The following is a 26,388-nucleotide window of genomic DNA, read 5'->3' on the forward strand; positions in this document are numbered from 1 at the left end:
CCGATGAGGCGGCCCCCGTGCTTCCGTCCATGGCGCGGCTCTGGTCCGCGGCTCCAAGGCGACCGATTCTTCGATCCCTAGATCCGCCGGCCGCGCGAAATGCACCTGATCAGGAAGACTGCTTCCCGAAAGGGCAATCCGTCGAAGCCACGCCCTGGAAAACGAAACCACTCGACATTGGATCACCTCCTTTCGATTCGTTGAACACGCACCGAATGTGGGACCGATTGCGCGGCAACGCAAGCCACCCCTTTGGTCAGTGGCGGGTACGCCTGGCCTTCAGGCGCCGATAAGCGCCATTTCGGGATGTGCCTTGATGAGGGCGCCGCGCAGTTTTTCCAGCGCCCGGCTTTCGATCTGGCGCACCCGCTCCTTGGAAATGCCGAGCGTCGACCCCAGCGATTCCAGGGTCGCGCCGTCCTCCTTCAGGCGCCGCTCGCGGATGATCTTCAACTCGCGGGCGTTGAGTTCGCGGAGCGCCGTGCGCAGCCAGCGCCTGCGCCTCTCGCGATCGATCGCGTCACCGACGATCTGATCGGGCAGCGGCTCGTCGCTGACGAAGAACTGCGCCGAAACCGTGTTGCCCTCCTCGCCGGCAACCGGCGGCAGGCTCAGCGAGATATCCGGCGTCGACAGCCGCGAATCCATCAGCGCCACATCGTCGGCCGATACACCCAGGCAAAGCGCGATTTCGTTGTGCATTTCGCCGCGCGACAGTTCCCGCCCCTGGTGCAGCCGCGCCCTCAGTTTTCGCAGATTGAAGAACAGCGCCTTCTGGCTCGAACTCGTCCCGCCGCGAACGATCGACCAGTTGCGCAGGATGTAGTCCTGGATCGAGGCGCGGATCCACCAGGAGGCATAAGTCGAAAAGCGTATGTTACGGTCCGGTTCGAAGCGCTGTGCTGCCTGCAGCAGGCCGATATGGCCTTCCTGCACCAGATCATTCATCGACAATCCGTAGCGGCGGAATTTCGCCGCCATCGACACCACGAGCCGCATATGCGCCGTAGCGATCCGGTGCATCGCCGCACAATCGTGCGTCTTCCGCCATTTCACGGCCAGTTCGTGTTCCTCGTCGCGCTCCAGATAGGGGGCGCGCATCGCTTCGCGCATCATCGACCGGCTGATCCGGCCAAGCTGCCTCATCGTCGCCTCCGCTTGCCGTGGTCCACATCACGTCCTATGCGTTCCCAGCGCTTCGCCGGCCGCGCATTTGCACCCGCCGCCGGCGCCGTCCGACGCATGGACGACCAATCGGACAATCAACGCTTTCGGGGCAACGCTTTCGGGGAAACGTTTTCGGGGGGCAAAAGTTCCTTGCCCGCCACGCGTCCACTGTGGTTCCGGCAAACGATCTTCCCATAACGAAAAAGCCCGGCCTTGATCCGGCCGGGCTTTGACAGAGAACAGAAATGGATTGGGGCTTGTTACGCCGCTTCTTCCTGCTCGGTTTCCTCGTTGTCGGCCTTGGCGCCGCGGCGCGGGCCCTTGTTGAGGTTGACTTCGATCAGGCGCACCGCCTCGGTCTCCGAGACCTTGTTCACGGCAGCGATTTCCCGCGCCATGCGGTCGAGCGCGGCTTCGTAGAGCTGGCGCTCCGAATAGGACTGTTCGGGCTGGTTCTCGGCGCGATAGAGGTCGCGCACCACTTCCGAGATCGAGATCAGGTCGCCGGAGTTGATCTTGGCGTCGTATTCCTGGGCGCGGCGCGACCACATGGTGCGCTTGACCCGGGCGCGGCCCTGAACCACCTTCAGCGCACGGTCGACATAGTCGGTTTCGGAGAGCTTGCGCATGCCGATCGACACAGCCTTGACCACCGGTACCTTCAGCCGCATCTTGTCTTTTTGAAAATCGATGACGAAAAGTTCCAGCTTGTGGCCCGCGACTTCCTGCTCTTCGATGGCGACGATCTGGCCGACGCCATGCGCCGGATAGACAATCGACTCGCCGGTCTTGAAGCCCTGCCGCGTTGCCGTCTTCTTCTGCTGGGTTGCCATACGCCTTAAACTCCTGTTTTTAACCGGCATCTGGCGGCCGGAATCGTGATTCGGCGAAGCGGGACAAACAGCACTGCAAGCGCAAGCGGACAACGCCGGAATTTGCCGGCCCGACGCACACAACATTCCGTTCTGCGCCGGGGCCAAGTCGCCTTGGTCCGGATGCGTTGTCGTACCTTTCGGTGATTAAGGCTTAAGCGCCATCAATGGACGTCGTAATACCCGCATGATGGTTGCTATATAACACAATTATGCGAAAGAATCAACAAATTGGCCGTTCAACGGCAAGTCAAGGCCTTGATGTAGCGAATCGGCCGTATACGGGCTGCCAATTTGGGACGGGAGCCTGGACCCCAAAACGAAGCACGCGGCGATGCGTCAGTCGCCTTCGCCCGGCTCGGGCGAGAAATACTTCTCGAACTTGCCATCGACGCCGTCGAATTCCTTGGCATCCTCCGGCGGCTCCTTCTTGGCCGTGATGTTCGGCCATTTGTCGGCATATTCGGTGTTGACCTTCAGCCAGTCGTCGAGACCGGGCTCGGTGTCCGGCTTGATCGCATCGGCAGGACATTCCGGTTCGCACACGCCGCAATCGATGCACTCGTCGGGATGGATGACGAGCATGTTTTCGCCCTCGTAGAAGCAGTCCACCGGACACACTTCGATGCAGTCCATATATTTGCATCGGATGCAATTGTCGGTGACGATATAGGTCATAGGGCGGCTCCAGGAACAATCCCGCAACAAATTTCGATCTGGCGGGTGAGGTATCCCCTTTGGCGGGGCCGCGCAAGAGGCGCTTTGCCGCGCCGGCCCGCTTGCGCGGAATGGTTTTCCAAGCGCATCCGGAGCAGCTGATGCCGCCGCCCGGCGGCCTTTCAGTCCGGGTCGCGCAGCCGGTCGGTTTGCCGGCGCTCCTTCTTGGTTGGCCGCCCCTGGCCCGGATCGCGCGGGGCCGACTGCGCGGTTTCGGCGTCGGTCGCCGGCCGCCGCTCGGGCGACACGTCCTCATAGAGCAGGCGCGCCTCGGTCGCCGGTCCGCGCCGCTCGCCCGCAGCCACAACGCGGTAGACGATGATGCGCCGTTCGAGCGTGATCGTCAGCACGTCGCCCGGCCGCACGGGCTGCGACGGCTGGTCGGTCTTGGCCCGGTTCAGCCGGACACGCCCGGCCTCGACCAGCTTGGCGGCAAGCGAGCGCGATTTGACGACGCGCGCGAAAAACAGCCATTTGTCGATGCGCTGACGGTCCGCCTGCGCCATCTCCGCTCCGCTATTTGGTCAATTGGTCGCGCAGCGCCGCCAGCTTGGCGAAGGGCGAATCCGGATCCATTTCGCGCGGCTTGCCGCCGCGGCCTTTCGGCGCCCCGTCCGGCCGGCCCTTGACGGCATTCCTGCCGCGCCGCTCGTCGGGGCCGTTGGCCCGCGCGCCGTCGGGCTTGCCGCCCGGCTTGCCCTTGGCCTTGCGCTGGAAACGTTCCTTGCCGCGCTTGGCCCGCCCGTCGCCCTCGCCCTGGCGGCCGCGGCCCTCCTGGCGTTGACGCGGCCGCTCGAAGCGCGCCGGGCGCCACAGCATGACCGGCTTGGGCTCTTCCGCCGCTTCGGATGCCTCGTCTTCAGCGGGCGCGGCGGGGGCTTCGGCTTCGCTCGTCGCCACCCCGGCGGTTCCATCGGGCTCGGCCGGCATCTCGGACGCGGCGTCGTCGACGTCCCGGGCGCCGGCGGATGCGGTGGAATGGGTGTCGTCGGCAGCCGCGACCTCGGCCGGGCCGCTGCCATCGGATGCCGGAGCGCTTGGCGGGGCCTCCGCCTCGGGCTCCTCTGGCGCGGCGGTTTCAGGCGACGTATGCGGCACGGCTTCCTGGTCGCCTGCCACCTCGGCACCTGTCGCACCTTCGATGGATTCGTTCGGCTGAGGCTGTTCACCGCCGGTCGATGCGGCATCTGCGGCCGCCACCGCCGTTTCGGTCGCCGCCTTGTCAGCCGCTGCCTTTTCGACTGCTGCCCTCGCCTCTTCGTCGAGGCTGTCCAGCCGCGCCTTGACCTCTGCGGCCGGCTGTGGCTCGCCGCGATAGCCCAGCCCCTTGAGGATTTCCTCCATGTCCTCGGCCGTCGCGCCCAGGATCGACATCATGGCCGGCGTAACGACGAAAGCGTTGCCGTCGAACCCGCCCTCGGGACGTGGACCGTTGCCCGGCCGCCAGGATAGGGCCGGGCGGATCAGGTCGGCCAGCCGCTCGAGGATGTCGATGCGCACGGCGCGCCGCCCGAGCAGACGATATCCGGCGAGGCGGTAGAACTGCTTTTCGAAGGTCGGATCGATCGCCAGCGAAGTGCGGCCCGATGCCAGGGCATTGACGACATCACCGAAGCCCGGATTGTCCTTGCCCTCGTTCTGCAGCGCCCAAAGAAGGGTCAGGAGCCCCGCCGGGCCGGGCTTCAGAAGCGCCGGAATGAAGATGTGGTAGGCGCCGAAGCGAACCCCGAGCCTGCGCAGCGACGCGCGTGCATCCTGATCGAGCGATTTGACCTCTTCGGCCACGTCGCGCCGGTTGAGGGTGCCGTTTTGTTCGACGAGCTGGAACGCCACCCCACGCGCCAGTCCCGAAAGCTGATCGGCGTTGCGAATGTCGAGGAAGGGCTTCAGCAGGCTCTCGATCTGATATGCGACGAAGCGCTCGACGCGCGCACCGACCTTGTCGCGCGCCGCACCGTTGAGCTGCTCGTCGGCCAGGAGCACGGCGCGCGGCTTCAGAATGTCCTCGCCGGCAACCACCGTAGCGATCGGCGCGCCGATCCATCGCAGCACGCCGTCCGAGCCCAGTGCGATATCGCCATTGGCCGCGGCGGCGAAGCGCTCGGCGCGCGATTCGAATTCCGAGGCCAGCGCCTTTTGCGCCGCTGCGCGCACGGCCTTGGCGTCCTCGCCGGCAGCAGACTGATCCGCGGTAAACCGGAATCCCTGCAACTCGCCGACATGGTGGCCTTCCACGAGGACGTCGCCGCCCGGGTTAATTTCTGCTTCCAGCATCGTATTTTCTCTCAGGCGCTTCATGAGCACGGAAGTCCTGCGGTCAACGAAGCGTTTCGTCAACCGCTCATGCAAGGCATCCGACAGTCTATCCTCTATCTCGCGCGTTTTTTCCTGCCAGTGTGCGGGATCGGCCAGCCATCCCGGCCGGTGCGAGACATATGTCCAGGTGCGGATCTGGGCGATACGCTGCGACAGGGCGTCGATGTCGCCGGCATCGGAATCGGCGCGTCGGACCTGTTCGGCCATGTAGTCTTCGTCGACATGGCCGAGGCGCACCAGGTCACGGTAGATCGAGGCGACCAGCTCGGCATGCTGCGCCGGCGCTATGCGCCTGTAGTCGGGCAGGGCACAGACCTCCCACAAAAGCTCGACATTGCGTCGCGATCCGGCCAGGGCGCGTATCTCCCCGTCATTCGACAATTGCTCGAGGGCCCGCGCGTCGACCGCCGGCAGGGCGCGCGTCAGGCCCTCGACCGGCGACGGCGCTTCGATCGAACGCTTCAGCGCCGCGAGGCTGGAAAAGTCGAATTCCGCCGTGCGCCATTGCAAAACCCGCACCGGATCGAAATCATGACCCTCGATCTTCCGCACCAGGTCGTCCTCGAACGGATCGACCCGTCCGGTCACGCCGAAGGTCCCGTCGCGTACGTGGCGGCCGGCCCGGCCGGCGATCTGGCCGAGCTCGGCCGCCGTCAGTTGCCGGTACTGAAAACCGTCGAACTTGCGGTTCTGGGCAAAGGCGACATGGTCGACGTCGAGATTGAGTCCCATGCCGATCGCGTCGGTGGCCACCAGATAGTCGACGTCGCCGGATTGGTAGAGCGCAACCTGGGCGTTGCGCGTGCGCGGCGAAAGGGCGCCCAGCACCACCGCCGCCCCGCCGCGCTGACGCCGGATGAGCTCGGCAATGCCATAGACCTCGTCGGCCGAAAAGGCGACGATCGCCGAGCGGCGCGGCAGCCGGGTGAGCTTCTTGGACCCTCCATAGGCCAGATGCGACATGCGCGGCCGGGTGACCACGGACACGCCCCTGATCAGCTTTTCCAGGATGCCGCGCATGGTGGCCGCCCCCAGAAGCAGCGTTTCCTGGCGGCCGCGCAGATGCAGGATGCGGTCGGTGAAAATGTGCCCGCGCTCGAGGTCGGCGGCAAGCTGCACCTCGTCGATGGCGACGAAGGCGGCATCGGTCTGGCGCGGCATCGCCTCGACCGTGCACACCGAATAGCGCGCGCCGGGAGGCTGGATCTTCTCCTCGCCGGTGATCAGCGCGACATTGGCGCTGCCGACCTTCTCGGCCACACGCGCATAGACCTCGCGTGCCAAAAGTCGAAGCGGCAGGCCGATGACGCCCGATTCATGCGCCACCATGCGTTCGATGGCCAGATGCGTCTTGCCGGTGTTGGTCGGACCCAACACGGCCACGACGTCCCGGCCCGACAGGATCAGCGGCGCGCTTTGATGGGGTTGTACGTTCATGAAATCGGAGACGGTTCCCTGGCGAAGGACATATTGGGGCCGAGTTCGCCAGCTTCAAGCGGGCAGAGCGATCGCACCTGTTTCGTGCAGCGGCAATTCTTACAGGAAAGGCCGCGCCGATGACAATCAAATTGGCCACATCGGCACATGGGCCGCAATGACGTTGTACGGTGAATCGGCAGACAACCGGAACGAGTCTGGAACGAAACGGCGACGAATCGCTGACTCTCGCCGATTCATGCTTTGTTCACCGCAACATATTGATCTGACTCGCCTTTTCTTACCAGATGCTGAATCCCAAAACGCAACCAGAGAGAGTCTGGACGTCGCCTCTGGCACGGCCACCCTCGGCGGTGCCTTGCCGATCAGGCGAAATATTGCCCGCCGTTCGCCGTCAGGGTCGAACCGGTGATGAAGCCGGCCTCGTCGGAAGCCAGAAACACGACGCAGCGCGCGATCTCGGCGGCCTCGCCGAGACGCCCGACAGGAATCTGGGCAACGATCTGATCGCGGACCTTTTCCGGCACCGCCATCACCATGTCGGTCGCGATATAGCCCGGACACACGGCGTTGACCGTGATGCCGTTGCGCGCGCCTTCCTGGGCCAGCGCCTTGGTGAGGCCCAGGTCGCCGGCTTTCGAGGCGGAGTAATTGGCCTGGGCGAATTGCCCTTTCTGGCCGTTGATCGAGGAGATGGTGATGATGCGGCCGAACTTGCGCTCGCGCATTCCGTTCCACAACGGGTGCGTCATGTTGAAGACACCGTTGAGATTGGTGTCGATGACATCGCGCCAATGCTGCGGCGTCATCTTGTGGAAGGGCGCATCGCGCGTGATCCCGGCATTGTTGACCAGCACCTCGACCGCACCAAGATCGGCCTCCACCTTGGCGATGCCGGCCGCGCAGGCGTCATAATCAGCCACCGACCATTTGTAGACCGGGATGCCTGTCTCGGCCGTGAACCGCTCTGCCGCTTCGTCATTGCCGGCATAGTTTGCGGCCACGCGGTATCCTGCGTCTTGCAGCTTGACGGCGATCGCGGCGCCGATGCCGCGCGAGCCACCGGTAACCAGAGCCACTCTTGCCATACGTTCCTCCCAGCTTCGGTGATTATGGAATTTGAGAGTGAGGGAATGAGGCGCTCTTTGCGGCCGGTTGTTTCCCTTGCCCTACTCCCTGATCCCCTGTTCCCTCAATTCAGCCCTTCCACGCACATCGCGACGCCCATGCCGCCGCCGATGCACAGGGTCGCCAGGCCCTTCGCCACGCCGCGACGGCGCATTTCGAACAGCAGCGTATTGAGAATGCGCGCACCCGACGCGCCGATCGGATGGCCGATGGCGATCGCCCCGCCATTGACGTTGACGATGTCGGGGTTCCAGCCCATGCCCTTGTTGACCGCGCAGGCCTGCGCCGCGAAGGCTTCGTTGGCTTCGACGAGATCGAGGTCCTCGGGCTTCCAACCGGCCTTTTCCAATGCCTTCCTGGACGCCGGGATGGGACCGGTGCCCATCACCTTCGGGTCGACCCCGGCGGTCGCCCAGGACGCGATGCGGGCAAGCGGCTTGATGCCGCGCCGAACGGCTTCTTCTTCTCTCATCAGGACGACGCCGGCCGCACCGTCATTGAGGCCCGAGGCATTCGCGGCCGTTACCGTGCCTTCCTTGTCGAAGGCCGGACGCAGCTTCTGCATCGCCTCCATCGTGGCGCCGAGGCGGATATATTCGTCCCGCTCGACCACGGTGTCGCCCTTGCGCGTCTTGACCGTCACCGGCACGATCTCGTCCTTGAACCTGCCGGCGGTCTGGGCGGCTTCCGCCTTGTTCTGCGAGGCGAGCGCGAAACGGTCCTGGTCGTCGCGCGTGATCTGGAACTCGCTGGCGACGTTTTCGGCCGTATTGCCCATGTGATAGCCGTTGAAGGCGTCCCACAGGCCGTCCTTGATCATGGTGTCGATCATCTTGTAGTCGCCCATCTTCACGCCGGCCCGCAAGTGCTGGCAATGCGGCGACAGCGACATCGATTCCTGTCCGCCGGCCAGGATGACCTCGGCATCGCCGGAAGCAATCTGCTGCATGCCGATGGCCACGGCGCGCAGGCCGGAGCCACACACCTGGTTGAGCCCCCAGGCCGTCGCCTCCTTGGGCAGGCCGGCGTTGATGGCGGCCTGGCGGGCCGGGTTCTGGCCCTGGCCGGCCGTCAGCACCTGACCGAGAATGACCTCGTCCACTTCCGCCGCCTCGACACCCGACCGCTTGAGCAGTTCCTGGATGACGACGGTTCCCAGGTCATGCGCGGACACGGCGGCGAAGGAACCGTTGAAGGAGCCCACCGGCGTGCGCGCCGCGGCTGCGATGACGATGTTGCTGGAAGCGGACATGGGCGTCTCCTTGAAAACCGAACTGTGCCGCAGCGAGCGCTGGCCGCACCTTCCAGACTTTTCTTGCCCGATCCACGGCCGAAGTCAAACCCGCAATGGCAGTCGACCAAACCACCAGACAGCGTCCGCGCGCATGCCGGGGCCGCGCAACACGCACCGGTAGCGGCGCGCCGGTTCCTGCACTGCACAAATCTCTTTCATTCGATGTGCTTTTGCGCATATCCTCGCCCGGAGGCCAAGTGGCAAGGCGTCCAACTGGGCGTTGCTTCGGCATATTCGGGAGGGTCGAGTGCCAGCAAAAGACGATACGGTGGTGATAAAGAAATACGCCAACCGCCGCCTCTACAATACGGGTACCAGCACTTATGTGACGCTGGAAGACCTGGCGGAGATGGTCAAGCGCGGGGAGGATTTCACCGTTCAGGACGCCAAGACCGGCGCCGACATCACGCATCCCGTCCTCACCCAGATCATTTTCGAACTGGAGAACAAGGACGGGCAGAACATGCTGCCGGTGTCCTTCCTGCGCCAGCTGATCTCCTTTTACGGCGATCAGATGCAGATGGTCGTGCCGAGCTTCCTCGAACAGTCGATGATCGCCTTCTCCAAGGAGCAGGAGCGTCTGCGCGAGCAGATGAAGGACGCCTTCGGCAAGTCGCCGGTGGAGATGATGAATGCCGCCTCGCCGATGAAGGCGATCGAGGAGCAGACGCGGCGCAATATCGAGCTGTTCCAGAACGCCATGCGCATGTTCACGCCGTTTCCCCCGAGCAATGGCGAACAGCCGCGGGACGCCGGGGCCGGCGAATCCGCCAACGGCGACGACAAGGCCACGGAACTGCGCGAACTGAAGGACCAGATCGCCGCCATGCAGCGCAAGATCGACCAGATGGGTTGAGCCGGCGGCGCGGCGCGGCCGGCGGTCGGTTTTTACTCTCTCACCACCCCAGCGCGCAGCCATCCTTGCGCGGATCGGAACCGCCGATCAGGAAGCCGCTGTCATGATCGATGCGGATGACCTGCCCGCCGCCATGCGGGTTTTCGGCAGCGCGCAGCGTGTGGCCGCGGGCGCCGAGTTCGCCGCGAACCTCCTCGGCAATGCCGGTCTCTGCCTCCAGCACCCCATCCTCGCCCCAGAACAGGCGCGGATCGTCGAGTGCGGCCTGCGGGTCCATGCCGTGACACAGCATGTTCGACAGCACATGCGCCTGGCCCATGGGCTGGTAGGCCCCGCCCATGACGCCGAAAGAGATTTCGGCCCGGCCATTGCGCATTGCCATCGCCGGGATGATCGTGTGCAAGGGCCGCTTGCCTGGCCCGTACTCGTTGGGATGATCGGGCTCGAGGCTGAAGCATGCGCCCCGGTTTTGCAGTGCGACACCGCCCTGCGGCGTGACGATCTTGGACCCGAAGGAATCATAGACCGAATTGATGAAGGAGACGGCGCGGCGGTCACGGTCGACCACGGTGAGATAGACCGTGTCGGAGCGCGGCGCCGGCGGCACGCGAAGCCCCGCGTTGCGCCGGTCGCGGTCGATCCAGGCGGCGAGCCGCTCGGTGTAGGCGTCCGACAGCAGGTCGGCGGGCGAGACGCGCATCGTCGCGGAGTCGCTCACCATGTGATCGCGCACCGAGTAGGCGAGACGCGCCGCCTCGATCTGCAGGTGGTGTCGGTCGGCACTTTGCGGCGGGCAGGCGCCGGCACCGCACGCCTCCAGAAGATTGAGCAGGATGAGCGCCGTGATCCCCTGCCCGTTGGGCGGGATTTCCAGGATGTCGTGATCGCGAAAGCGCGTCAAGATCGGCTCGACCCAATCGGCCGTCACCATGGCCAGGTCGGCTTGCGACAAGACACCCCCGCCCGCCTGGACGGTGTCGGCGATCTCGGCGGCGATCGGTCCTTCATAAAAGGCCTTCGCGCCCCCTTTGGCCATCGCCCGCAATGTGCCGGCGAGCGCCGGAAATCGAAAGCGCGAACCCGCCGCCGGCGCCTGCCCGCCGATCAGGCAGTGCATTGCCGCGCCCTCGTCGGCAGCCAGCGCGGCCACCTGGCGCTGCCAGTCACGCGCCACGCGGGCATGCACGGCGAAACCGTCTTCGGCGTAGCGGATGGCGTCGCCGAACAGTTCATCGAAGCCGCGCGAACCGAAGCGCTCCAGCAACGTCTCCCATGCCTTGACCGCACCCGGCACGGTGACGCTATGGGGGCCATTCTGGGGCATTTCGTCGAAGCCGGCCTCGCGCAGCCCCGCGGCGTTGGCCGCCTCAGGCGCGCGGCCCGATCCGTTCAGCCCGTGAACGGATCCGTCCGGCTCGGCGATGATGGCGAAACAGTCGCCGCCGATGCCGGTCATATGCGGTTCGACGACGCACAATACCGCCGAGGCCGCCACCGCCGCGTCGACCGCGTTGCCGCCCTCGCGCAGCACCGCGACCGCCGTCGCGGTGGCCAGGGGATGCGACGTGGCGGCCAAGCCGTTCTCGGCAATCACCGGCGAACGTCCCGGCAGGTCGAATCTGCGCATTCTTCCTCCTACCCGCTTGCGGCAGCCGCGGCGTGAAACAATATGCACACGGCCCCGCCGATCAGACCTTTGTTTCGCACAAGCCATGCCGTTGCACCAAGGGAGAAATCATATGCCACAGCTCACGCTCGCCGATGCCGGCCGGATCATCGCCGGCGCCTTCGCCAAGGCCGCCGAAGCCGGCTTCAGGCCGCTCGGAATATCCGTACTCGACGCAGGCGGACATCTCGTCGCTTTCCAGCGCCAGGATGGCGCATCGTTCCTGCGCCCGGAAATGTCTGCCGGAAAGGCCTATGGCGCGCTGGCGATCGGCGCCGGTTCGCGCCGCCTCGAAGCCTTCGCGACCGAGCGGCCCCATCTGGTCTCGGGCGTTTCGGATGTTTCGGGTGGGCGCATCGTACCGGTTGCCGGCGGCGTGCTCATACGCAATGCCGAAGGCGGGATCATTGGCGCCGTCGGTGTTTCGGGCGATACGTCCGATAATGACGAGACAGCCGCGATCGCCGGAATCGAATCGGCCGGTTTCACCGCCGATGCGGGATGAGACAGTGTCGCCGCCCTGTCGAGAGCGGCCACCGCAAAACAAAAAAGACCGGCCAGTGACCGGTCTTTTCAACGTGATCGGCTGTCGGTGACAGCACGGCCCGACCAGCGGTCGGGCGCCGGATCAGCTTTCCTTCGGCTCCAGCACCTGACGGCCGCGATACATGCCGGTCTTCAGGTCGATATGGTGCGGACGGCGCAGCTCGCCGGAATTGCGGTCCTCGACATAGGTCGGGGCCTTGAGCGCGTCGGCGGCGCGGCGCATGCCGCGCTTCGACGGGGTGGTCTTTCTTTTCGGTACTGCCATGGAACCTGCTCCATCAACTGGTCAAGGCCCATCGCGCCCTTGAACCAAGGGCCGCATTGCGACGGGCACGCAAATCTGAAAGTCGCGTGCCTATACACGCTGACAACACATTTGACCAGCACTGCCGAGAATTTTTTTGGCACAGGCGCGCAACGCGCCGATCACCTCAATCCAGGCAGCCCACATAGCCGCCTGCCCTGCTCGCCCGGCGCTCGACGATTGCCGCGACCCGGCGCATCCCGGCGCTCGGCCGGGCCGGATTGCGGGCGGCGGGATTGGGCAGCGTCACCGCCATCAAGGCCGCCTCGCGCCGCCCGAGCGCGCTCGCCGGCTTGCCGAAATAGTGCCGGCTCGCCGCCTCGATCCCGTAGATGCCCGGTCCCCATTCGGCGATGTTGAGATAGATCTCCATGATCCGCCGCTTCGGCACCACGGTGTCGAAATAGACGGCGAGCGGAAGCTCCGCCGCCTTCCTGACATAGGACCGGCCGTGCCAGAGAAACAGGTTCTTGACCGTCTGCATGGGGATGGTCGAGGCGCCGCGCGCCGGCTCGCCGGCCAGCGCGTCGTCAAGCACCGCGTTGAGCTCGCCCCAGTCGATCCCCCGATGGCGGCAGAACTGGCCGTCCTCCGACATCATCACGGAATGGATCAATACCGGCGCGACCTCGTCGAGATCGACCCATTGCCGGTCATAGCCGCGAAACGCCGCGAGGTCCCGGATCATCATGGTCGAGACAGGATGCACGGGCTGCCAGCGGTAGAGCACGCTCAGCACCAGGGGCAAGGCGGCCACGATCACCGCCGCAATCACGAGCCGGCGCAGCCAGGGGCGCCGGAACGAGGCCGATCTGCCGCGGCGGCGCGGGCGGCGGGCCGTGCGGTTTCTCCCGCCTTTCGGATCGACGACCGGGTCCCTCAAGCCGGAAATCTCCATCGCACCTGCAAACGCCGGACCCCCTCGCTCCCTGATCAACCGCATAAAGGCCTGCGGCGCGACTTGCAATGCCGCCGGCCGAAGCGCCTTGACGCTCGCGTATTTTGGCGCCATCGCTCGCCGGTATGACACAGGAAGACATGATGGCCTTCGAGGCCGCCCGCATGATGCACGCCGACGCGGTCGAAGCCGTGCTGCGCGACCTGCTCGACAGCCGCGTGCGCGACGGTGAGGTCGACCGGCCCGAGCGGCTGATGGCGGCGATCCGGCATGGCGTGCTCAATGGCGGCAAGCGGCTGAGGCCGTTCCTTCTCATCGAGAGCGCGGCCCTGTTCGGCATCGACGGCACAGCACCGTTGCGCGTTGCCGCGGCGCTGGAATGCGTCCACTGCTATTCGCTCGTTCACGACGATCTGCCGGCGATGGACGACGACGATCTGCGCCGTGGCCAGCCGACGGTGCACAAGGCGTTCGACGAGGCCGCGGCGATTCTCGCCGGCGACGGGCTCCTGACCTACGCCTTCGACATCGTGGCTTCCAACGACACCGCGCTGCCGACCGATATCCGTCTGACCCTGATCCGCGAACTGGCGCTGGCCGCCGGCCTGGGCGGCATGGTCGGCGGCCAGGCGCTCGACCTGGAGGCCGAACGCAGGCGGCCGGACGAGGAAGGCATCATTCGCCTGCAGGCGATGAAGACCGGCGCCCTCATCCGCTTTGCCTGCCAGGCCGGCGCCCTGATCGGGGCAGCGAGCCCAGCCGAGACCGAGCGGCTGGCCGAGTTCGGCTCCGCCGTCGGTCTTGCCTTCCAGTTGGCCGACGACCTCCTCGACCTGACCTCGGATGCGCAGACCCTGGGCAAGGCGACCGGCAAGGATGCGGCCGCCGGCAAGGCCACGCTGGCTTCGCTGCACGGCGTGGACTGGGCCAACCGGCAGTTGGACGGGCTGGTCGAGCAGGCGCACGACCTGCTGCAACCCTTCGGCGAGGAAGCGCGGCGCCTGCGCCTGGCTGCCTCCTTCGTCGCCGAACGCATGCACTGACCGCGCCGACACGAGCGATCGCCTTTCGGCACATGACGGACCACGGCGCCGCGCCCCGCGCGTCGAAATGCGCGCCCCGTACCGTTCGTGCAGGCGGCGCCGATCGGAATATTCGCCTGCGTTAAGCGCTACTTAATCGGATTGGCCAATTCTTTTCCCGTATCGGGGCTATGGGTATTTCGTTCATGTCTTCAGTCATCACGCGCGCCTATATGCGCGGCAGGCTCTATATCATTCTTGTCGGCTTCGTCCTGGCGCTCGCTACGGGCACCGGCGTTTTGCTGTGGAAGTCGCAGGACGCCAAGACCAATGTGAAGTTCGGCGCCGTCGTCGGCGCCATGGCCGATGCAACCGGGGATGTGCTGTATCGGAGCCTGCGCCTTGACAATGCGCGCATCGACGCCGCCGCCTCGACCGTCCAGTTCCTCGACGGGCCCGGCGGCACGCTCAGCGCCGCCTCGGAGGCTGCCATCGCCGAAAATCGCGGCGAACTGCGCGTTGCCCTGGCCCGCCTTGCCGCCGCCTATGAAGCCCTCGAACAGGCCGTCGAGGGCGAGGTCTCGATGGGCGAAAGCCAGTCGCTCACGCAGGCCGAGGAAGGCGGCGAGGCCGAGCCCGCCCGGCACGACGACCCGGCGCTGGACGCGATTGCCGGGCTGGAAGCGCCCGAGATCGTCAAGGACATCTGGAAAGGCAAGGACGGCGCGCACTCGCTGAAGCAGGATATCAGGGAAGTTCTGACCCATGCCGACCGGCTCGACATTTTTGAGGACTATTCGCAGCCGGCCGCCCAGCGCGTCTTTGCCGACCTCAAGCGATTGGCCAAGGACCGGGTGCGCCCCAACCTGACGGCGACGCTCGACCGGCTGAACGACGACATGATCCGCACATACGACGCGCTGCAATGGACGCTGATGCTCGTTGCCGGCAGCATCATGGCGGCGTCCGTCATCGTCGGGCTGCGCATCTTCGAACCGATGACGCGCCGCATTTCCAACGCACACGAGGAACTGCAAAGGGCCCATGATTCGATTGAGACAGCAAAGGAAAAGGCGGAAGCCGCCGACCGCGCCAAATCCGAATTCCTGGCCAATATGAGCCACGAGATACGAACGCCGATGAACGGCGTTCTCGGCATGGCCGAACTCCTGGCGCGCACGGAGCTCGACAACCGGCAGACGATGTTCGTCGACGTGATCGCGAAGTCGGGCAACGCGCTCCTGACCATCATCAACGACATTCTCGACTTCTCCAAGATCGACGCCGGGCAGCTCGAACTCGATCCGGCCCCCTTCACCCTGGCCGAGGCGGTCGAGGACGTCGCCACCCTCGTCTCGGCAAAGGTGGCGGAAAAGGATCTCGAACTGATCGTCAGGGTCGATCCGGCACTGCCGGCAACGGTCGTCGGCGATGTCGGACGCTTTCGCCAGATCGCCACCAATCTGCTCGGGAACGCGGTCAAGTTCACGGAGAAGGGCCACGTGCTCATCGACGTGCGTGGCGAAGAAGCCGGCGACACGGTCGAGGTCTTCGTGCGCGTCGAGGACACCGGCATCGGCATTCCCGCCGACAAGCTCGAAGCCGTCTTCGACAAGTTCGCCCAGGTCGACGCCTCCTCGACCAGGCGTCACGAGGGAACCGGCCTCGGCCTGGCGATCGCCTCGCGCCTCGTCGCCCTCATGGGCGGGCGGATGGACGTCGAGAGCACGCCCGGAAAGGGCTCCACATTTTCCTTCTCGGTCGTCTTCGACGCCGATCCGGGCGGCGTCGCGCCCAGGCCGTTGCCGGTCGACGTGACCGGCGCCCGCGTTCTGGCCATCGACGACAACCCGATCAACCGCGACATTCTCACCGAGCAACTGCGCAGCTGGGGCTTCGACAGCGCCGCCGCCACCAGCGGCGCCGAAGGCCTCGCCTTCCTGGAGCGCGCCGCCTCCGTTGGGGTGCGCGTCGACAGCGTCATCCTCGACTACCAGATGCCCGGCATGAACGGCGCCGACGTCGCCAGGGCGATCAACGAGAACCCCGCCACGCATGGCCTGCCGGTCGTGCTTTTGACGTCGGTCGATCAGGTCGACACCACGCGGCTGGCGCGCGACTACGGGATCGCCGCCCACATGAACAAGCCGGCCCGCTCGTCGGCGCTGCTGGAGACGCTGGTCTGCGTCATGCAGCGGGCGCGTACGGAGCAATTGCAGGAGACTCAGAAACCGGCGCTCCATCCACAATTGCAAAAAGACGCGGAACGGGATCGGGCCGTCGAGACCACGCCCGACAAGCACGAATCGGCGCCGCAGCGCGTTGCCGCACGCACCGAGCCCGCGCCTGCCCTCGCCGAACGGCGCATCTCCGCCGCCACACTTCAGGAGGCCGAGCCGCTCGACGTGCTCGTCGCCGAGGACAACGAGGTCAACCAACTCGTCTTCAGCCAGATCCTCAACGGGCTCGGCTACAGTTACAAGATCGCCTCCAACGGGCGCACCGCGCTCGACATGTTCCGCCGCCACAAGCCGCGCATGATGCTGATGGATGTCTCGATGCCGGAAATGAACGGTCTGGAGGCGACCCGCGAGATCCGCTCGATCGAACAGGGTATGGGCACGCGCACGCCGATCGTCGGCGTCACGGCGCACGCGCTGAAGGGCGACCGCGAAAAATGTCTCGAGGCCGGCATGGACGATTATCTCTCCAAGCCGATCTCGCCCAACAAGCTGGCGATCAAGATCGAGACCTGGCTGCAGGACGGCGAGATGGCGCACACGGCGTGAGGAGTAGGGGAGTAGGGGAGTAGGGGAGTAGGGGAGTAGGGGAGTAGGGGAGTAGGGGATCGTGGTTTCGGCCGACGACGCAAGACTCACCATTTCCCCTATTCCCCTACTCCCTTCCCCTTCACCTGTTCCGCAAGACCACGCAGGCGCCGCCCGCCCCGCGCAGCTTCTGGCAAATGACGTCCGCCTCGGCCCGCGTTTCGGCGCCGATCCTGACAGCGTAGATGCCGCGCGGTACGCCGGGCGAGCGGACACGGCTGACGACCGGCTCGTGATCGGCCAGCAATGCGGCGAACCGTCCCTTCACACGTTGCCACTGGCGAATGGCGGCGGCCCTTCTTGGGTTTCCCGCCACCTGAATGCCCCACGGTTTCACGGGAATGCTGGCCATCGGAACGGTTGCCGACCGCGTCACCGGCAGCGCCGCGCAGGCCTCCATGAACGGCTTTTCGGGGTCGAGCGGGTGGATCGTGCCGGTGTGCGACGGGTCGGCGAAGACATCCGCCGCCTCGCCCAGAATGTCGATGACATAGTTCTCCGTCTCCAAGGGGAGGAAGCCGCCGGTCTCCAGCCAGCGCGTCACCCGATACTCGCCGGCATTATAGGCGGCCGCGGCAAGGCCGAGATTGCCGAAGGCGGTTTTCAGTTCCGACAGATATTTGGCCGATGCGGGAAGCGCCTGATAGACGTTGAACGGGTCGGCAAGGCCGCGCCGGCGCGCAGTGCCCGGCATGAACTGGGCAATGCCCTCCGCGCCGGCCGGACTGACGGCGTTGGCGTCGAAGCGGCTTTCCTTCCAGATCAGCCGGGCGAAGAATTCCGGCGGCAGGCTGTTTATGCGCGCATGTTCGAGGATGAGCGCACAGACGTGACGCGCCGTCAGCGGGAGGTGGTCCGGGGGTGCCGGCGGGTCCGCAATGGCGGCAGGGGCGAAGAACAGGCTGGCCGCCGTCAGGGCGCTCGCCAACCTGAGCCACATCCTATTCTGCGGCCGCCTTGCCGCCGTCGCCGAAACGCCGCTCGATATAGTCGGCGACCATCTCCTGGAATTCCTCGGCGATCTTCGGTCCGCGCAGCGTTGCCGCCTTGCGCCCGTCGATGAAGACCGGGGCGGCCGGCATTTCGCCGGTGCCGGGCAGCGAAATGCCGACATCGGCATGTTTGGATTCGCCGGGTCCGTTGACGATGCAGCCCATCACGGCGACCTTCAGATCCTCCACGCCCGGATATTTCTCGCGCCAGACCGGCATGTTGTCGCGCAGGTCGCCCTCGATCTTCTGCGCCAGTTCCTGGAACACGGTCGAGGTGGTGCGTCCGCAGCCCGGGCAGGCCGCCACGACCGGCAGGAACTGGCGAAAACCCATCACCTGCAAGAGTTCCTGCGCCACCTGCACCTCGCGCGTGCGGTCGCCGCCCGGCTCCGGCGTCAGCGAAATGCGGATCGTGTCGCCGATGCCCTGCTGCAAGACGATGCCCATGGCGGCCGACGAGGCGACGATGCCCTTGGTGCCCATGCCGGCCTCGGTGAGGCCGAGATGCAGGGCATGATCCGAGCGCCGCGCCAGTTCGCCATAGACGCCGATGAGATCCTGCACCCGGCTCACCTTGGCCGACAGGATGATTTTGTCGCGCGGCAGGCCGATCTCCTCGGCCAGTTCGGCCGACAGGATGGCCGACTGGACGATCGCCTCGCGCATGACCTGTTCGGCCGTCAGCGGCGAGCCCTGTTCCTGGTTGTCGTCCATCAGCCTGGTCAGCAGTTCCTGGTCGAGCGAACCCCAATTGACGCCGATGCGCACCGGCTTGTCATGACGGATCGCCGTTTCAACGATCTGGGCGAACTGCCGGTCCTTCTTGTCCTTGAAGCCGACATTGCCCGGATTGATGCGGTATTTCGCCAGGGACTCGGCGCAGGCCGGGTGATCGGCCAGGAGCTTGTGGCCGATATAGTGAAAATCGCCGACCAGCGGCACGTCCAGGCCGAGCCGCATCAGGCGTTCGTGGATGCGCGGCACGGCGGCGGCAGCCTCGTCGCGGTCGACGGTGATGCGCACGATCTCCGAACCCGCCTCGTAGAGTGCTGCGACCTGGGCGACCGTCTTGTCGACATCGGCGGTGTCGGTGTTGGTCATGGACTGGACGACGATCGGCGCGCCGCCGCCGACCGTCACATTGCCGACCCTGACGCCGACCGAGCGGCGGCGCGGCTGAGCTTCATCCTGCATGTTGTGCTCTTGAGCCAATTCTCGCTTCGTCCCTGCCGCAATGCGGCATCATAGACACGATCACCCGTTCCGCCTACCGGCGTGCAACGCGCGATGTTGCTTCGCGCTCCCAGATAAGACCTATCGTCCGCCCTGGAAAGGGCAAAACGCACCCGGTCCGCCCGCACCCTGGACATATCGGCGCCATGCTTGGCTTCCATGTTGCATTGCAATATCGTCGAAAGACACTCACATGACGTTGTGAACAGTGTGACGAACCATCAGGAAAGGATGCCGCCATGCCCGCCAGGAGAACTGCGATCGTCACCGGCTCGACTTCGGGCATAGGACTGGCCATAGCCCATGCGCTCGCCGCCGACGGGTGCAACGTCGTCGTCAATTCCTTCTCCGACACGCCCGATGATCATGCGATCGCGAGCGAGATCGCAAAGTCCCACTCCGTCGAGGCTGTCTACGTCAAGGCCGACATGTCGAAGGGTGCCGAATGCCGCGCCCTCGTGGACACGACCGTCGAGCGCTTCGGCGGCGTCGACATCCTCGTCAACAATGCCGGCATCCAGCATGTCGCGCCGGTGGAGGAGTTCCCGGCGGAGAAGTGGGACGCCATCATCGCCATCAACCTTTCCTCCTCCTTCCATACGATTGCCGCGGCGGTGCCGCACATGAAGAAGGCCGGACGCGGGCGCATCGTCAACATCGCCTCGGCCCACGGCCTCGTCGCGTCGCCCTTCAAGTCGGCCTATGTCTCGGCCAAGCACGGCATCATGGGGCTCACCAAGACGGTGGCACTGGAAGTGGCCACCAGCGGCATCACCTGCAACGCGATCTGTCCGGGCTATGTGCTCACGCCGCTTGTCGAAGCGCAGATCCCCGACCAGATGAAGGCACATGACATGGACCGCGAGACGGTCATCCGCGAGGTGATGCTCGACAAGCAGCCGACCAAGGAATTCGTCACCGTCGAGGAGATCGGCGCCACCGCGGTGTTCCTGTGTTCCGACGCGGCCGCACAGATCAACGGCACGCATATTTCCGTCGACGGCGGCTGGACGGCGGACTGAGGCGCAGGCCGCCCGGAGGGCGCGAACATGACTGACAAGGCGAATGGCCGATCGGCCAAGCCGATCAATGTGGCGCTGCAGGGCGGCGGTTCGCACGGCGCCTTTACCTGGGGCGTGCTCGACCGCCTGCTGCAGGACGGCAGGCTGGATGTCGCCGCCATCTCCGGCACCAGCGCCGGCGCCATGAACGCCGTCGCCTTCGCCGACGGCTGGCTTTCCGGCGGGGCCGACGGCGCACGCCAGAAGCTGCATGACTTATGGCGCGCCGTCGCCCGCAAGGGCCGCTTCAGCCCCGTCCAGCGCATGCCGTGGGACGTCATGCTGGGCAATTGGTCGATCGAGAACACGCCCGGCTACATCTGGTGGGAATCCATCTCGCGGCTCTTCTCGCCCTATGTCGCCAACCCGCTCAACATCAATCCGCTGCGTGAAGCGGTCGAACACGAGATCGACTTCGAGCGCGTGCGCGCGTGCACGGGCATCCACCTGTTCGTGTCCGCCACCAATGTCCACACCGGCAAGCTGCGCGTCTTTCCGACCCACGAAATAACCGCCGACGTGGTGATGGCATCGGCCTGTCTGCCGCAGATCTTCCAGGCGGTGACGATCGACGGCGTGCCCTATTGGGACGGCGGCTATGGCGGCAATCCGGCTATCTATCCCTTCTTCAGGGCCAACCGGATCGAAGACGTGCTGCTTGTCCAGATCAACCCGGTCAATCGCGAAGATACGCCGACGAGCGCCACGGAAATCCAGAACAGGATAGACGAAATCACCTTCAATGCCGGCTTGCTGCGCGAATTCCGCGCCATCGCCTTCGTCAAGGAGCTGATCGCCGCCGGCCGGCTAGACCGCAAGGACTATCGCGACATCCGTATGCACCGGATCGACGCCGACGCGGCCTTCAAGGACCTGTCGGCCTCATCCAAGATCAACGCCGAATGGGCGTTCCTGAAATATCTGCGCGATCTCGGACGCACCGCGGCCGAGGACTGGCTGGAAACCGATTTCGAGCATGTCGGCCTACGCCCGTCACTGCCGCTCGACCGCGAACTGGATGACAGCCTGCGGCCGCAGCCGGGCGGAATGGGCCGGCGGGTGCGCGAATTCCTCGCCTCGCATGAAAAGCCGACGGGCATGCGTGCCGGTCACTGAAGCGACAGTTCCAGCACCCGGACAAGCCGCCGCGTGCCGACACGCCATTCGGCCGGGTCCGTCGCTCGTGCCTTCATGCCCTCCAGCCCGTCGAGCAGCAACTCGGCGAGCGTTTGCGCTGTAAGGCCGCGTGCGGCCAGATCGGTGCCACGCCGTGCCGCTTCCGTCTCGACCGCCGCGGTCAAGGCGTCGACGAAGCCGTTGCGCCAACGCTCGGCAAGGTCGGCGGCAAGTGCGTTCTTCATGTCGAGCATCTCGGCGCCGTGCGGCGAGGTGACGATCCCTTCCATCATCGCCAGGATCGCATCGTCGATCGCCTTTTCGGCCCGCTCGGCGAACGGGCCGTCGCCCGCCAGCGCAGCCTGCGCGGCCTGCGCGGAGCGCTCGAAAAGCGACGATGCGATCGCCCGGTAGATGTCGGTCTTGTTCCTGAACACGAGATAGAGCGCCGGGCGTGAGACCTCCGCCGCGCGCGCGATATCGTCCATCGTCGTGCGCTGGAATCCGTACGCCAGGAACACCTGCAACGCTCCGTCGAGGATGCGCCTGCGTTTTGCCGTCTCACCGTTGGTTGCTTGATCCATTCTGCCCAAAAATGCTTACCGCAAGACCTGTTGACAAAATGACGACATTTGTCAGACTGTCAATCGCCGCTTTTGAAGGCGCTCCTCCGCGCGCCACACAAACGACCGCGAAAGGTAACGTCATGCGCCTGACCGTCAATGGTAATGCGGTGGATATCGACGCCGACCCCGACATGCCGCTGCTTTGGGCGTTGCGCGACCTTGCCGGCATCATGGGCCCCAAATTCGGCTGTGGCATTGCCGCCTGCGGTGCCTGCACGGTGCTCGTCGACGGCATGCCGACGCGCTCCTGTTCCATTCCTGTCGGCTATGTGGACGGAGCGGTCACGACCATCGAAGGTCTCGCCGACGGCAACACGCTCGACGCCGTGCAGCAGGCCTGGATCGACGAGCAGGTGCCGCAATGCGGCTACTGCCAGTCGGGCCAGATCATGAGCGCCTATGCTCTGCTGGAAGAAAATCCGGAGCCTGCCGACGACGACATCGACCAGGCGATGGCCGGCAATCTGTGCCGCTGCGGCACCTATCCGCGCATTCGCGCCGCCATCAAGCGCGCCGCGGCAGTGAAATCCAGGGCGGGCGCCTGACATGTCCCGGCTCGGCACGATCACCCGGCGCGGCTTTCTCATCGCCGCCGCGGCAATCGCCGGCGGTGTCGCCGTCGGCTACTATTACGTCCGCGCGCCCTATCCCAACCCGCTTGAAGACGATCTCGACAGCGGCGAGGCCACCTTCAATCCCTATGTGAAGATCACCGCCGACAACGCCGTCACCGTCATCGCGCCGCGCGCCGAGATGGGCCAGGGCGTTTCGACCACGCTGGCCGCCCTCGTTGCCGAGGAACTCGGCGTCGGGCTCGACGACATTTCGGTCGAGCACGGGCCAGCGTCCTACGCCTATTACAATTCGGCCATGCTGGCCGAGGGCGGTCCATTCCCCCTCTTCGACGAGGGCATGATCGCGCAAACCATGCGCGGCGCCATGGGCGCGGCCGGCAAGGTGCTGGGCCTTCAGGCGACGGGCGGTTCCTCGTCGGTGCGCGACGGCTTCGAGCGCATGCGCCGGGCCGGTGCCGCCGCCCGCCACATGCTGACGGCGGCCGCCGCGAATGCGCTCGGCGTCTCCGCGAACGAACTGACAATCCGCGGCAAGTCGATCCTGCACGAGGTTTCAGGCCGTTCCGTCACTTTCGGCGCGGTCGCCGCCGCGGCCGCCGAGATCGACCCGCCATCGCAGATCACGCTCAAGGAGCCTGGCGAATGGCGGCTCCTGGGCAAGCCGCAACCGCGTGTCGACATGGCGGCAAAGGTGACGGGCGCGCCGATCTTCGGCATCGATGTGCACCTGCCCGAGATGCTCTACGGCACGGTCAGGATGAGCCCGCGCTTTGGAGCAAGACCGATCGAGACCGACCTTTCAAGGGCCGAGGCCATGCCCGGGGTCGTCGCCATCGTGCCGATCGACACGACATACGGTCACGGCTTCGGCGTGATCGCCGAAAACACCTGGGCCGCCTTCCAGGCCGCCGCGGCGATCGAGGTCGAATGGGGGCCGGCAGACTATCCGGCCGACGACGCGGCGATCGAAGCCGCGTTCAAACAGGCGCTTGCCTCCGGCGCGGGCGACATTCTGCGCGACGACGGCGATGTGGACGCGGCCTTTGCCGACGCGCCGGCCGAACGGGTGATCGAGGCCGACTACGCCGTTCCCTTCCTTGCCCATGCCTGCATGGAGCCGATGAACGCCACGGCACGGCTCAGCGGCGGCGTGCTCGAGCTATGGTCGCCCAATCAGGTGCCGACCCTGACGCGCCAACTGTGCGCCGATCTCGCCGGCGTCGAGATCGAAAGCGTCAATGTGCACACGACGCATCTCGGCGGCGGCTTCGGGCGGCGCGGCGAGATGGGTTTTTCCATGTATGCCACCCTGCTGGCCCGGCACGCCGACGGTCGCCCGGTCAAGGTCACCTGGACGCGCGAGGAGGACGTCGCCCATGACGTCTATCGTCCTGCGGCGCGTGGCCGCTTTCGCGCCCGTCTCGGCGAGGACGGCCTGCCCGTCGCGCTCGACATGCGCATTGCCTCGCCCTCCATCATGGCCAGCGTGCTCAAGCGCACATTCCCATCCATTTCGCCGGTCGGACCTGACAAATCGATCGTCGAGGGGTCCTTCGACCAGCCCTATTCCATCGCCGATTACCGGGTCGGCGCGGTCGAGACGCCGCTCGGCATTCCCGTCGGCTTCTGGCGATCGGTCGGCAACTCCTATAACGGCTTCTTCCACGAATGCTTCCTCGACGAGATCGCCACTGCCGCAAAGCTCGATCCGCTCGCCATGCGCCGCACCCTGATGGGCGAGCACCCCGCGGCGCTCAAGGTGCTCGACCGGCTGGCCGAGATCTCGAACTGGAGCGCGCCCGTGCCCGCGGGGCGGGCGAAAGGCATGGCCTTTACGCTTTCCTTCGGCTCATGGGTGGCCGAGGCGGTCGAGATCGCCGAGACCGGACAGGGCATCCGCATCGACAAGGTCTGGATCGTCGCCGATGTCGGGCGTGCCCTCGATCCCGCGATCATCGAAGCCCAGCTCGTCTCCGGCGCCGTCTTCGGCCTATCATCGGCCATGAACCAGGAGATCACCTTTGCCGACGGCATGACAGAGCAGTCGAATTTTCACGATTTCGACGCCATGCGCATCAACCAGTGCCCGCAATTCGAGATCGCAATCCTGGAGAACTACCATCGCATGGGTGGAGTAGGCGAGATCGCCACGCCGCCTGCCGTGCCGGCGCTCGCCAATGCGGTCTTCGCGCTTACCGGCAAGCGCGTGCGCCGGCTGCCACTGTCGAACGCGGTTGAGTTCGTCTGATGTCACGCATGCGCAAGACTGGCCGCAACGGCGAATGAATACTCAGGACCGTCGGCCCGGCAGGCACGGGATATTAAGTTCATCGCGTGTTGAACAATTAATATTCGGGCTGCGCTTGTGAAAACAGTAATCCTGTTGTCAACCATTTGTCAGGATCAATCAAACCATGAATATTTCTGGCTGTTTCAAGTCGGCACTATCGTCTAGAACTGCGCCCGCCTGCGGTAATTGTCACCCTGGCGTTGAATGGATTGTGCCGGCCACCCATATCGGAATGCGTTGTGGAAGTCGGAAGGCCCTGCCGCAAGAACCGGAGACCGGGTGATCGGAATGCCGAAAATACCCTTTCACAGATTGGCGGCTTTCGTCGTCTTGGCCGTAGCGGCGGCATGGGTCGTGACCGGTCAGTTCTCCTCTGTCGGCAGCGCCGTCGCCGTCGGCGAGGAAGATCCGGCCGCCAGCACGTCCGAGCCGCCGGCCACGCCGCTGCGCACTGTCGCTGTCGTTGCGCCGCAACACATCGACCATGCGCGCACCATCCGCATTTCGGGCGTGACCGAAGCCAACAAGCGCTCCAGCCTTGCCGCGCGCAGCGGCGGCATCATCGACACCATCCCGGTCAGCGAGGGCAGCCTTGTGAAAAAGGGCGATCTGATCCTCGCCCTCGACGCCGAGGAAAGGCCGGCGGCCGTTGCAATGGCCGAGGCTTTGGTCGCCCAGCGTGAATCCGAATATGACGCCGCCCAAAAGCTGCTCAAGAGCGGCAATATGGCGAAGCTGCAGGGCGAAAGCGCCCGCGCCGCGCTTACCGCCGCCCGCTCGCAGCTCGAAACGGCCAAGGCCGAGCTGGCGCGAAGCGAGATCCGCGCGCCGTTCGACGGCATTGTCGACCAGGTCGACGTGGAGGAGGGCAGCGCCATCCAGCAGGGTGCGGAAGTCGCGACGATCCTCAGCCTTGATCCGGTTCTCGCCGTCGGCGAAGTGAGCGAGCAAGACCTGTCGCAACTGGAGCCCGGCGCCAGCGCCGAGGTGCGGCTGGTCAACGGCCAGCGGGTCAGCGGCGCGCTGCGCTATTTGAGCCGTGACGCCTCGCCGCAGACGCGCACCTTTCGCATCGAGGTTGCCGTTCCCAACCCGGACCGCGCCATACCGGCCGGCATGACCGCCGAGATCGTCCTGCAGGCTGAAAAGGTGCGCGCCGTCAAGCTGCCGCGCTCGGTCGTCACCCTGTCGGAACGTGGCGAACTGGGCATCCGCATCGCCACGCCGGACGATACGGTCAACTTCATTCCGATCGATATTGTCGAGGACACGCCGGAGGCCCTGGTGCTGGCCGGCATCCCCGAGGATGCACGCATCATCGTCTCCGGGCAGGAGCTGGTGTCCGAAGGCGACAAGGTCGCGACCGTCGAGGCCAATGAAAGCGTCATTCGCCGGCTGGTCGGCGATGTTGCGGCCCGGTAACACGAAGGATGGGCGCTGGCTG

At 65.5% G+C, this 26,388-nt stretch carries 22 protein-coding genes; 9 read left to right on the forward strand and 13 right to left on the reverse strand.

Annotated features, from left to right (window positions below; translation table 11 throughout):
- Nucleotides 1–279 precede the first annotated feature (279 nt).
- From GM909_RS11480 to GM909_RS11510, 7 genes are all read right to left on the reverse strand, one after another.
- Nucleotides 280–1,146, reverse strand: a complete 867-nt coding sequence (locus GM909_RS11480) for an RNA polymerase factor sigma-32 (RefSeq protein WP_235911841.1) — start codon at nt 1,144–1,146, stop codon at nt 280–282.
- Between the two features lie 281 nt (nt 1,147–1,427).
- Nucleotides 1,428–2,000, reverse strand: a complete 573-nt coding sequence (locus GM909_RS11485) for a CarD family transcriptional regulator (protein WP_157016523.1) — start codon at nt 1,998–2,000, stop codon at nt 1,428–1,430.
- Between the two features lie 378 nt (nt 2,001–2,378).
- Complete coding sequence (gene fdxA, locus GM909_RS11490) at nt 2,379–2,717, reverse strand: ferredoxin FdxA (RefSeq protein ID WP_157016524.1); 339 nt, start codon at nt 2,715–2,717, stop codon at nt 2,379–2,381.
- Between the two features lie 161 nt (nt 2,718–2,878).
- The gene (locus GM909_RS11495; RefSeq protein ID WP_157016525.1) at nt 2,879–3,262 is read right to left on the reverse strand and encodes an RNA-binding S4 domain-containing protein; all 384 of its coding nucleotides are present in this window, start codon (nt 3,260–3,262) and stop codon (nt 2,879–2,881) included.
- Between the two features lie 10 nt (nt 3,263–3,272).
- On the reverse strand, nt 3,273–6,509 hold the full coding sequence (locus tag GM909_RS11500; RefSeq protein ID WP_157016526.1) for a helicase-related protein: 3,237 nt from the start codon (nt 6,507–6,509) through the stop codon (nt 3,273–3,275).
- Nucleotides 6,510–6,874: 365 nt separating this feature from the next.
- Complete coding sequence (phbB, locus tag GM909_RS11505) at nt 6,875–7,597, reverse strand: acetoacetyl-CoA reductase (protein WP_157016527.1); 723 nt, start codon at nt 7,595–7,597, stop codon at nt 6,875–6,877.
- A gap of 104 nt (nt 7,598–7,701) precedes the next feature.
- On the reverse strand, nt 7,702–8,889 hold the full coding sequence (locus GM909_RS11510) for an acetyl-CoA C-acetyltransferase (RefSeq protein ID WP_157016528.1): 1,188 nt from the start codon (nt 8,887–8,889) through the stop codon (nt 7,702–7,704).
- 289 nt (nt 8,890–9,178) lie between these two features.
- Between GM909_RS11510 and phaR the strand changes: the two genes are divergently transcribed.
- Nucleotides 9,179–9,787 carry a polyhydroxyalkanoate synthesis repressor PhaR gene (gene phaR / locus GM909_RS11515; protein WP_157016529.1) on the forward strand — a complete coding sequence of 203 codons (609 nt, stop codon included), beginning with the start codon at nt 9,179–9,181 and terminating at the stop codon, nt 9,785–9,787.
- Nucleotides 9,788–9,827: 40 nt separating this feature from the next.
- Here the strand turns inward: phaR and GM909_RS11520 are convergent, their stop codons facing one another.
- The gene (locus GM909_RS11520) at nt 9,828–11,414 is read right to left on the reverse strand and encodes a gamma-glutamyltransferase family protein (RefSeq protein WP_157016530.1); all 1,587 of its coding nucleotides are present in this window, start codon (nt 11,412–11,414) and stop codon (nt 9,828–9,830) included.
- A 112-nt stretch (nt 11,415–11,526) separates the two neighbouring features.
- Between GM909_RS11520 and GM909_RS11525 the strand changes: the two genes are divergently transcribed.
- Nucleotides 11,527–11,958 carry a GlcG/HbpS family heme-binding protein gene (locus tag GM909_RS11525; protein WP_157016531.1) on the forward strand — a complete coding sequence of 144 codons (432 nt, stop codon included), beginning with the start codon at nt 11,527–11,529 and terminating at the stop codon, nt 11,956–11,958.
- Nucleotides 11,959–12,081: 123 nt separating this feature from the next.
- Here the strand turns inward: GM909_RS11525 and rpmF are convergent, their stop codons facing one another.
- Together rpmF and mtgA are read right to left on the reverse strand one after the other, a co-directional pair.
- Nucleotides 12,082–12,264 (reverse strand): 50S ribosomal protein L32, encoded by a 183-nt coding sequence (gene rpmF, locus GM909_RS11530; RefSeq protein ID WP_157016532.1) that lies wholly within the window; start codon nt 12,262–12,264, stop codon nt 12,082–12,084.
- 166 nt (nt 12,265–12,430) lie between these two features.
- Nucleotides 12,431–13,195 carry a monofunctional biosynthetic peptidoglycan transglycosylase gene (mtgA, locus tag GM909_RS11535; RefSeq protein ID WP_407941285.1) on the reverse strand — a complete coding sequence of 255 codons (765 nt, stop codon included), beginning with the start codon at nt 13,193–13,195 and terminating at the stop codon, nt 12,431–12,433.
- Between the two features lie 131 nt (nt 13,196–13,326).
- Here mtgA and GM909_RS11540 point away from each other — a divergent pair, with 131 nt between their 5' ends.
- Entirely contained in the window at nt 13,327–14,244 is a 918-nt protein-coding gene (locus GM909_RS11540) for a polyprenyl synthetase family protein (RefSeq protein ID WP_157016534.1), read from the forward strand.
- Between the two features lie 185 nt (nt 14,245–14,429).
- The gene (locus GM909_RS11545) at nt 14,430–17,012 is read left to right on the forward strand and encodes a response regulator (RefSeq protein ID WP_235911845.1); all 2,583 of its coding nucleotides are present in this window, start codon (nt 14,430–14,432) and stop codon (nt 17,010–17,012) included.
- Nucleotides 17,013–17,133: 121 nt separating this feature from the next.
- Here GM909_RS11545 and GM909_RS11550 read toward each other — a convergent pair whose 3' ends face one another.
- Together GM909_RS11550 and ispG are read right to left on the reverse strand one after the other, a co-directional pair.
- Nucleotides 17,134–17,991 (reverse strand): lytic transglycosylase domain-containing protein, encoded by an 858-nt coding sequence (locus GM909_RS11550; RefSeq protein WP_157016535.1) that lies wholly within the window; start codon nt 17,989–17,991, stop codon nt 17,134–17,136.
- A gap of 1 nt (nt 17,992) precedes the next feature.
- Complete coding sequence (gene ispG / locus GM909_RS11555) at nt 17,993–19,237, reverse strand: flavodoxin-dependent (E)-4-hydroxy-3-methylbut-2-enyl-diphosphate synthase (RefSeq protein ID WP_157016536.1); 1,245 nt, start codon at nt 19,235–19,237, stop codon at nt 17,993–17,995.
- A 278-nt stretch (nt 19,238–19,515) separates the two neighbouring features.
- Between ispG and GM909_RS11560 the strand changes: the two genes are divergently transcribed.
- Both GM909_RS11560 and GM909_RS11565 read left to right on the forward strand, forming a co-directional pair.
- On the forward strand, nt 19,516–20,298 hold the full coding sequence (locus GM909_RS11560; protein WP_157016537.1) for a 3-hydroxybutyrate dehydrogenase: 783 nt from the start codon (nt 19,516–19,518) through the stop codon (nt 20,296–20,298).
- A gap of 27 nt (nt 20,299–20,325) precedes the next feature.
- A complete protein-coding gene (locus GM909_RS11565; protein ID WP_157016538.1) occupies nt 20,326–21,453 on the forward strand; it encodes a patatin-like phospholipase family protein in 1,128 nt (375 codons plus the stop codon).
- On the opposite strand, the gene GM909_RS11570 is transcribed toward GM909_RS11565, so the two are convergent.
- Nucleotides 21,447–22,037 (reverse strand): TetR/AcrR family transcriptional regulator, encoded by a 591-nt coding sequence (locus GM909_RS11570; protein ID WP_157016539.1) that lies wholly within the window; start codon nt 22,035–22,037, stop codon nt 21,447–21,449. The two genes, GM909_RS11565 and GM909_RS11570, sit on opposite strands and share 7 nt — an antisense overlap.
- A gap of 122 nt (nt 22,038–22,159) precedes the next feature.
- On the opposite strand from GM909_RS11570, the gene GM909_RS11575 reads away from it, so the two are divergent.
- The 3 genes from GM909_RS11575 (at nt 22,160) to GM909_RS11585 (ending at nt 26,366) form a co-directional block, all read left to right on the forward strand.
- Nucleotides 22,160–22,624 carry a (2Fe-2S)-binding protein gene (locus GM909_RS11575; RefSeq protein ID WP_157016540.1) on the forward strand — a complete coding sequence of 155 codons (465 nt, stop codon included), beginning with the start codon at nt 22,160–22,162 and terminating at the stop codon, nt 22,622–22,624.
- A gap of 1 nt (nt 22,625) precedes the next feature.
- Nucleotides 22,626–24,902, forward strand: coding sequence for a xanthine dehydrogenase family protein molybdopterin-binding subunit (locus tag GM909_RS11580; protein ID WP_157016541.1), 2,277 nt, complete (start codon nt 22,626–22,628; stop codon nt 24,900–24,902).
- A gap of 330 nt (nt 24,903–25,232) precedes the next feature.
- Nucleotides 25,233–26,366, forward strand: a complete 1,134-nt coding sequence (locus tag GM909_RS11585; RefSeq protein ID WP_157016542.1) for an efflux RND transporter periplasmic adaptor subunit — start codon at nt 25,233–25,235, stop codon at nt 26,364–26,366.
- Nucleotides 26,367–26,388 lie beyond the last annotated feature (22 nt).

Origin of the sequence: Mesorhizobium xinjiangense (genome assembly GCF_009749525.1) — a bacterium.
In the GTDB taxonomy this organism is placed as follows: domain Bacteria; phylum Pseudomonadota; class Alphaproteobacteria; order Rhizobiales; family Rhizobiaceae; genus Mangrovimarina; species Mangrovimarina xinjiangensis.

Excerpts from the sequence above, each read along its gene's own strand:
- GM909_RS11480 (WP_235911841.1), bottom strand. The coding sequence starts at position 1,146 with ATGAGGCAGCTTGGCCGGATCAGCCGGTCGATGATGCGCGAAGCGATG.
- GM909_RS11485 (WP_157016523.1), bottom strand. The coding sequence starts at position 2,000 with ATGGCAACCCAGCAGAAGAAGACGGCAACGCGGCAGGGCTTCAAGACC.
- fdxA (WP_157016524.1), bottom strand. The coding sequence starts at position 2,717 with ATGACCTATATCGTCACCGACAATTGCATCCGATGCAAATATATGGAC.
- GM909_RS11495 (WP_157016525.1), bottom strand. The coding sequence starts at position 3,262 with ATGGCGCAGGCGGACCGTCAGCGCATCGACAAATGGCTGTTTTTCGCG.
- GM909_RS11500 (WP_157016526.1), bottom strand. The coding sequence starts at position 6,509 with ATGAACGTACAACCCCATCAAAGCGCGCCGCTGATCCTGTCGGGCCGG.
- phbB (WP_157016527.1), bottom strand. The coding sequence starts at position 7,597 with ATGGCAAGAGTGGCTCTGGTTACCGGTGGCTCGCGCGGCATCGGCGCC.
- GM909_RS11510 (WP_157016528.1), bottom strand. The coding sequence starts at position 8,889 with ATGTCCGCTTCCAGCAACATCGTCATCGCAGCCGCGGCGCGCACGCCG.
- GM909_RS11520 (WP_157016530.1), bottom strand. The coding sequence starts at position 11,414 with ATGCGCAGATTCGACCTGCCGGGACGTTCGCCGGTGATTGCCGAGAAC.
- GM909_RS11525 (WP_157016531.1), top strand. The coding sequence starts at position 11,527 with ATGCCACAGCTCACGCTCGCCGATGCCGGCCGGATCATCGCCGGCGCC.
- rpmF (WP_157016532.1), bottom strand. The coding sequence starts at position 12,264 with ATGGCAGTACCGAAAAGAAAGACCACCCCGTCGAAGCGCGGCATGCGC.
- GM909_RS11540 (WP_157016534.1), top strand. The coding sequence starts at position 13,327 with ATGACACAGGAAGACATGATGGCCTTCGAGGCCGCCCGCATGATGCAC.
- GM909_RS11545 (WP_235911845.1), top strand. The coding sequence starts at position 14,430 with ATGTCTTCAGTCATCACGCGCGCCTATATGCGCGGCAGGCTCTATATC.
- GM909_RS11550 (WP_157016535.1), bottom strand. The coding sequence starts at position 17,991 with ATGTGGCTCAGGTTGGCGAGCGCCCTGACGGCGGCCAGCCTGTTCTTC.
- ispG (WP_157016536.1), bottom strand. The coding sequence starts at position 19,237 with ATGCAGGATGAAGCTCAGCCGCGCCGCCGCTCGGTCGGCGTCAGGGTC.
- GM909_RS11560 (WP_157016537.1), top strand. The coding sequence starts at position 19,516 with ATGCCCGCCAGGAGAACTGCGATCGTCACCGGCTCGACTTCGGGCATA.
- GM909_RS11565 (WP_157016538.1), top strand. The coding sequence starts at position 20,326 with ATGACTGACAAGGCGAATGGCCGATCGGCCAAGCCGATCAATGTGGCG.
- GM909_RS11570 (WP_157016539.1), bottom strand. The coding sequence starts at position 22,037 with ATGGATCAAGCAACCAACGGTGAGACGGCAAAACGCAGGCGCATCCTC.
- GM909_RS11575 (WP_157016540.1), top strand. The coding sequence starts at position 22,160 with ATGCGCCTGACCGTCAATGGTAATGCGGTGGATATCGACGCCGACCCC.
- GM909_RS11580 (WP_157016541.1), top strand. The coding sequence starts at position 22,626 with ATGTCCCGGCTCGGCACGATCACCCGGCGCGGCTTTCTCATCGCCGCC.
- GM909_RS11585 (WP_157016542.1), top strand. The coding sequence starts at position 25,233 with ATGCCGAAAATACCCTTTCACAGATTGGCGGCTTTCGTCGTCTTGGCC.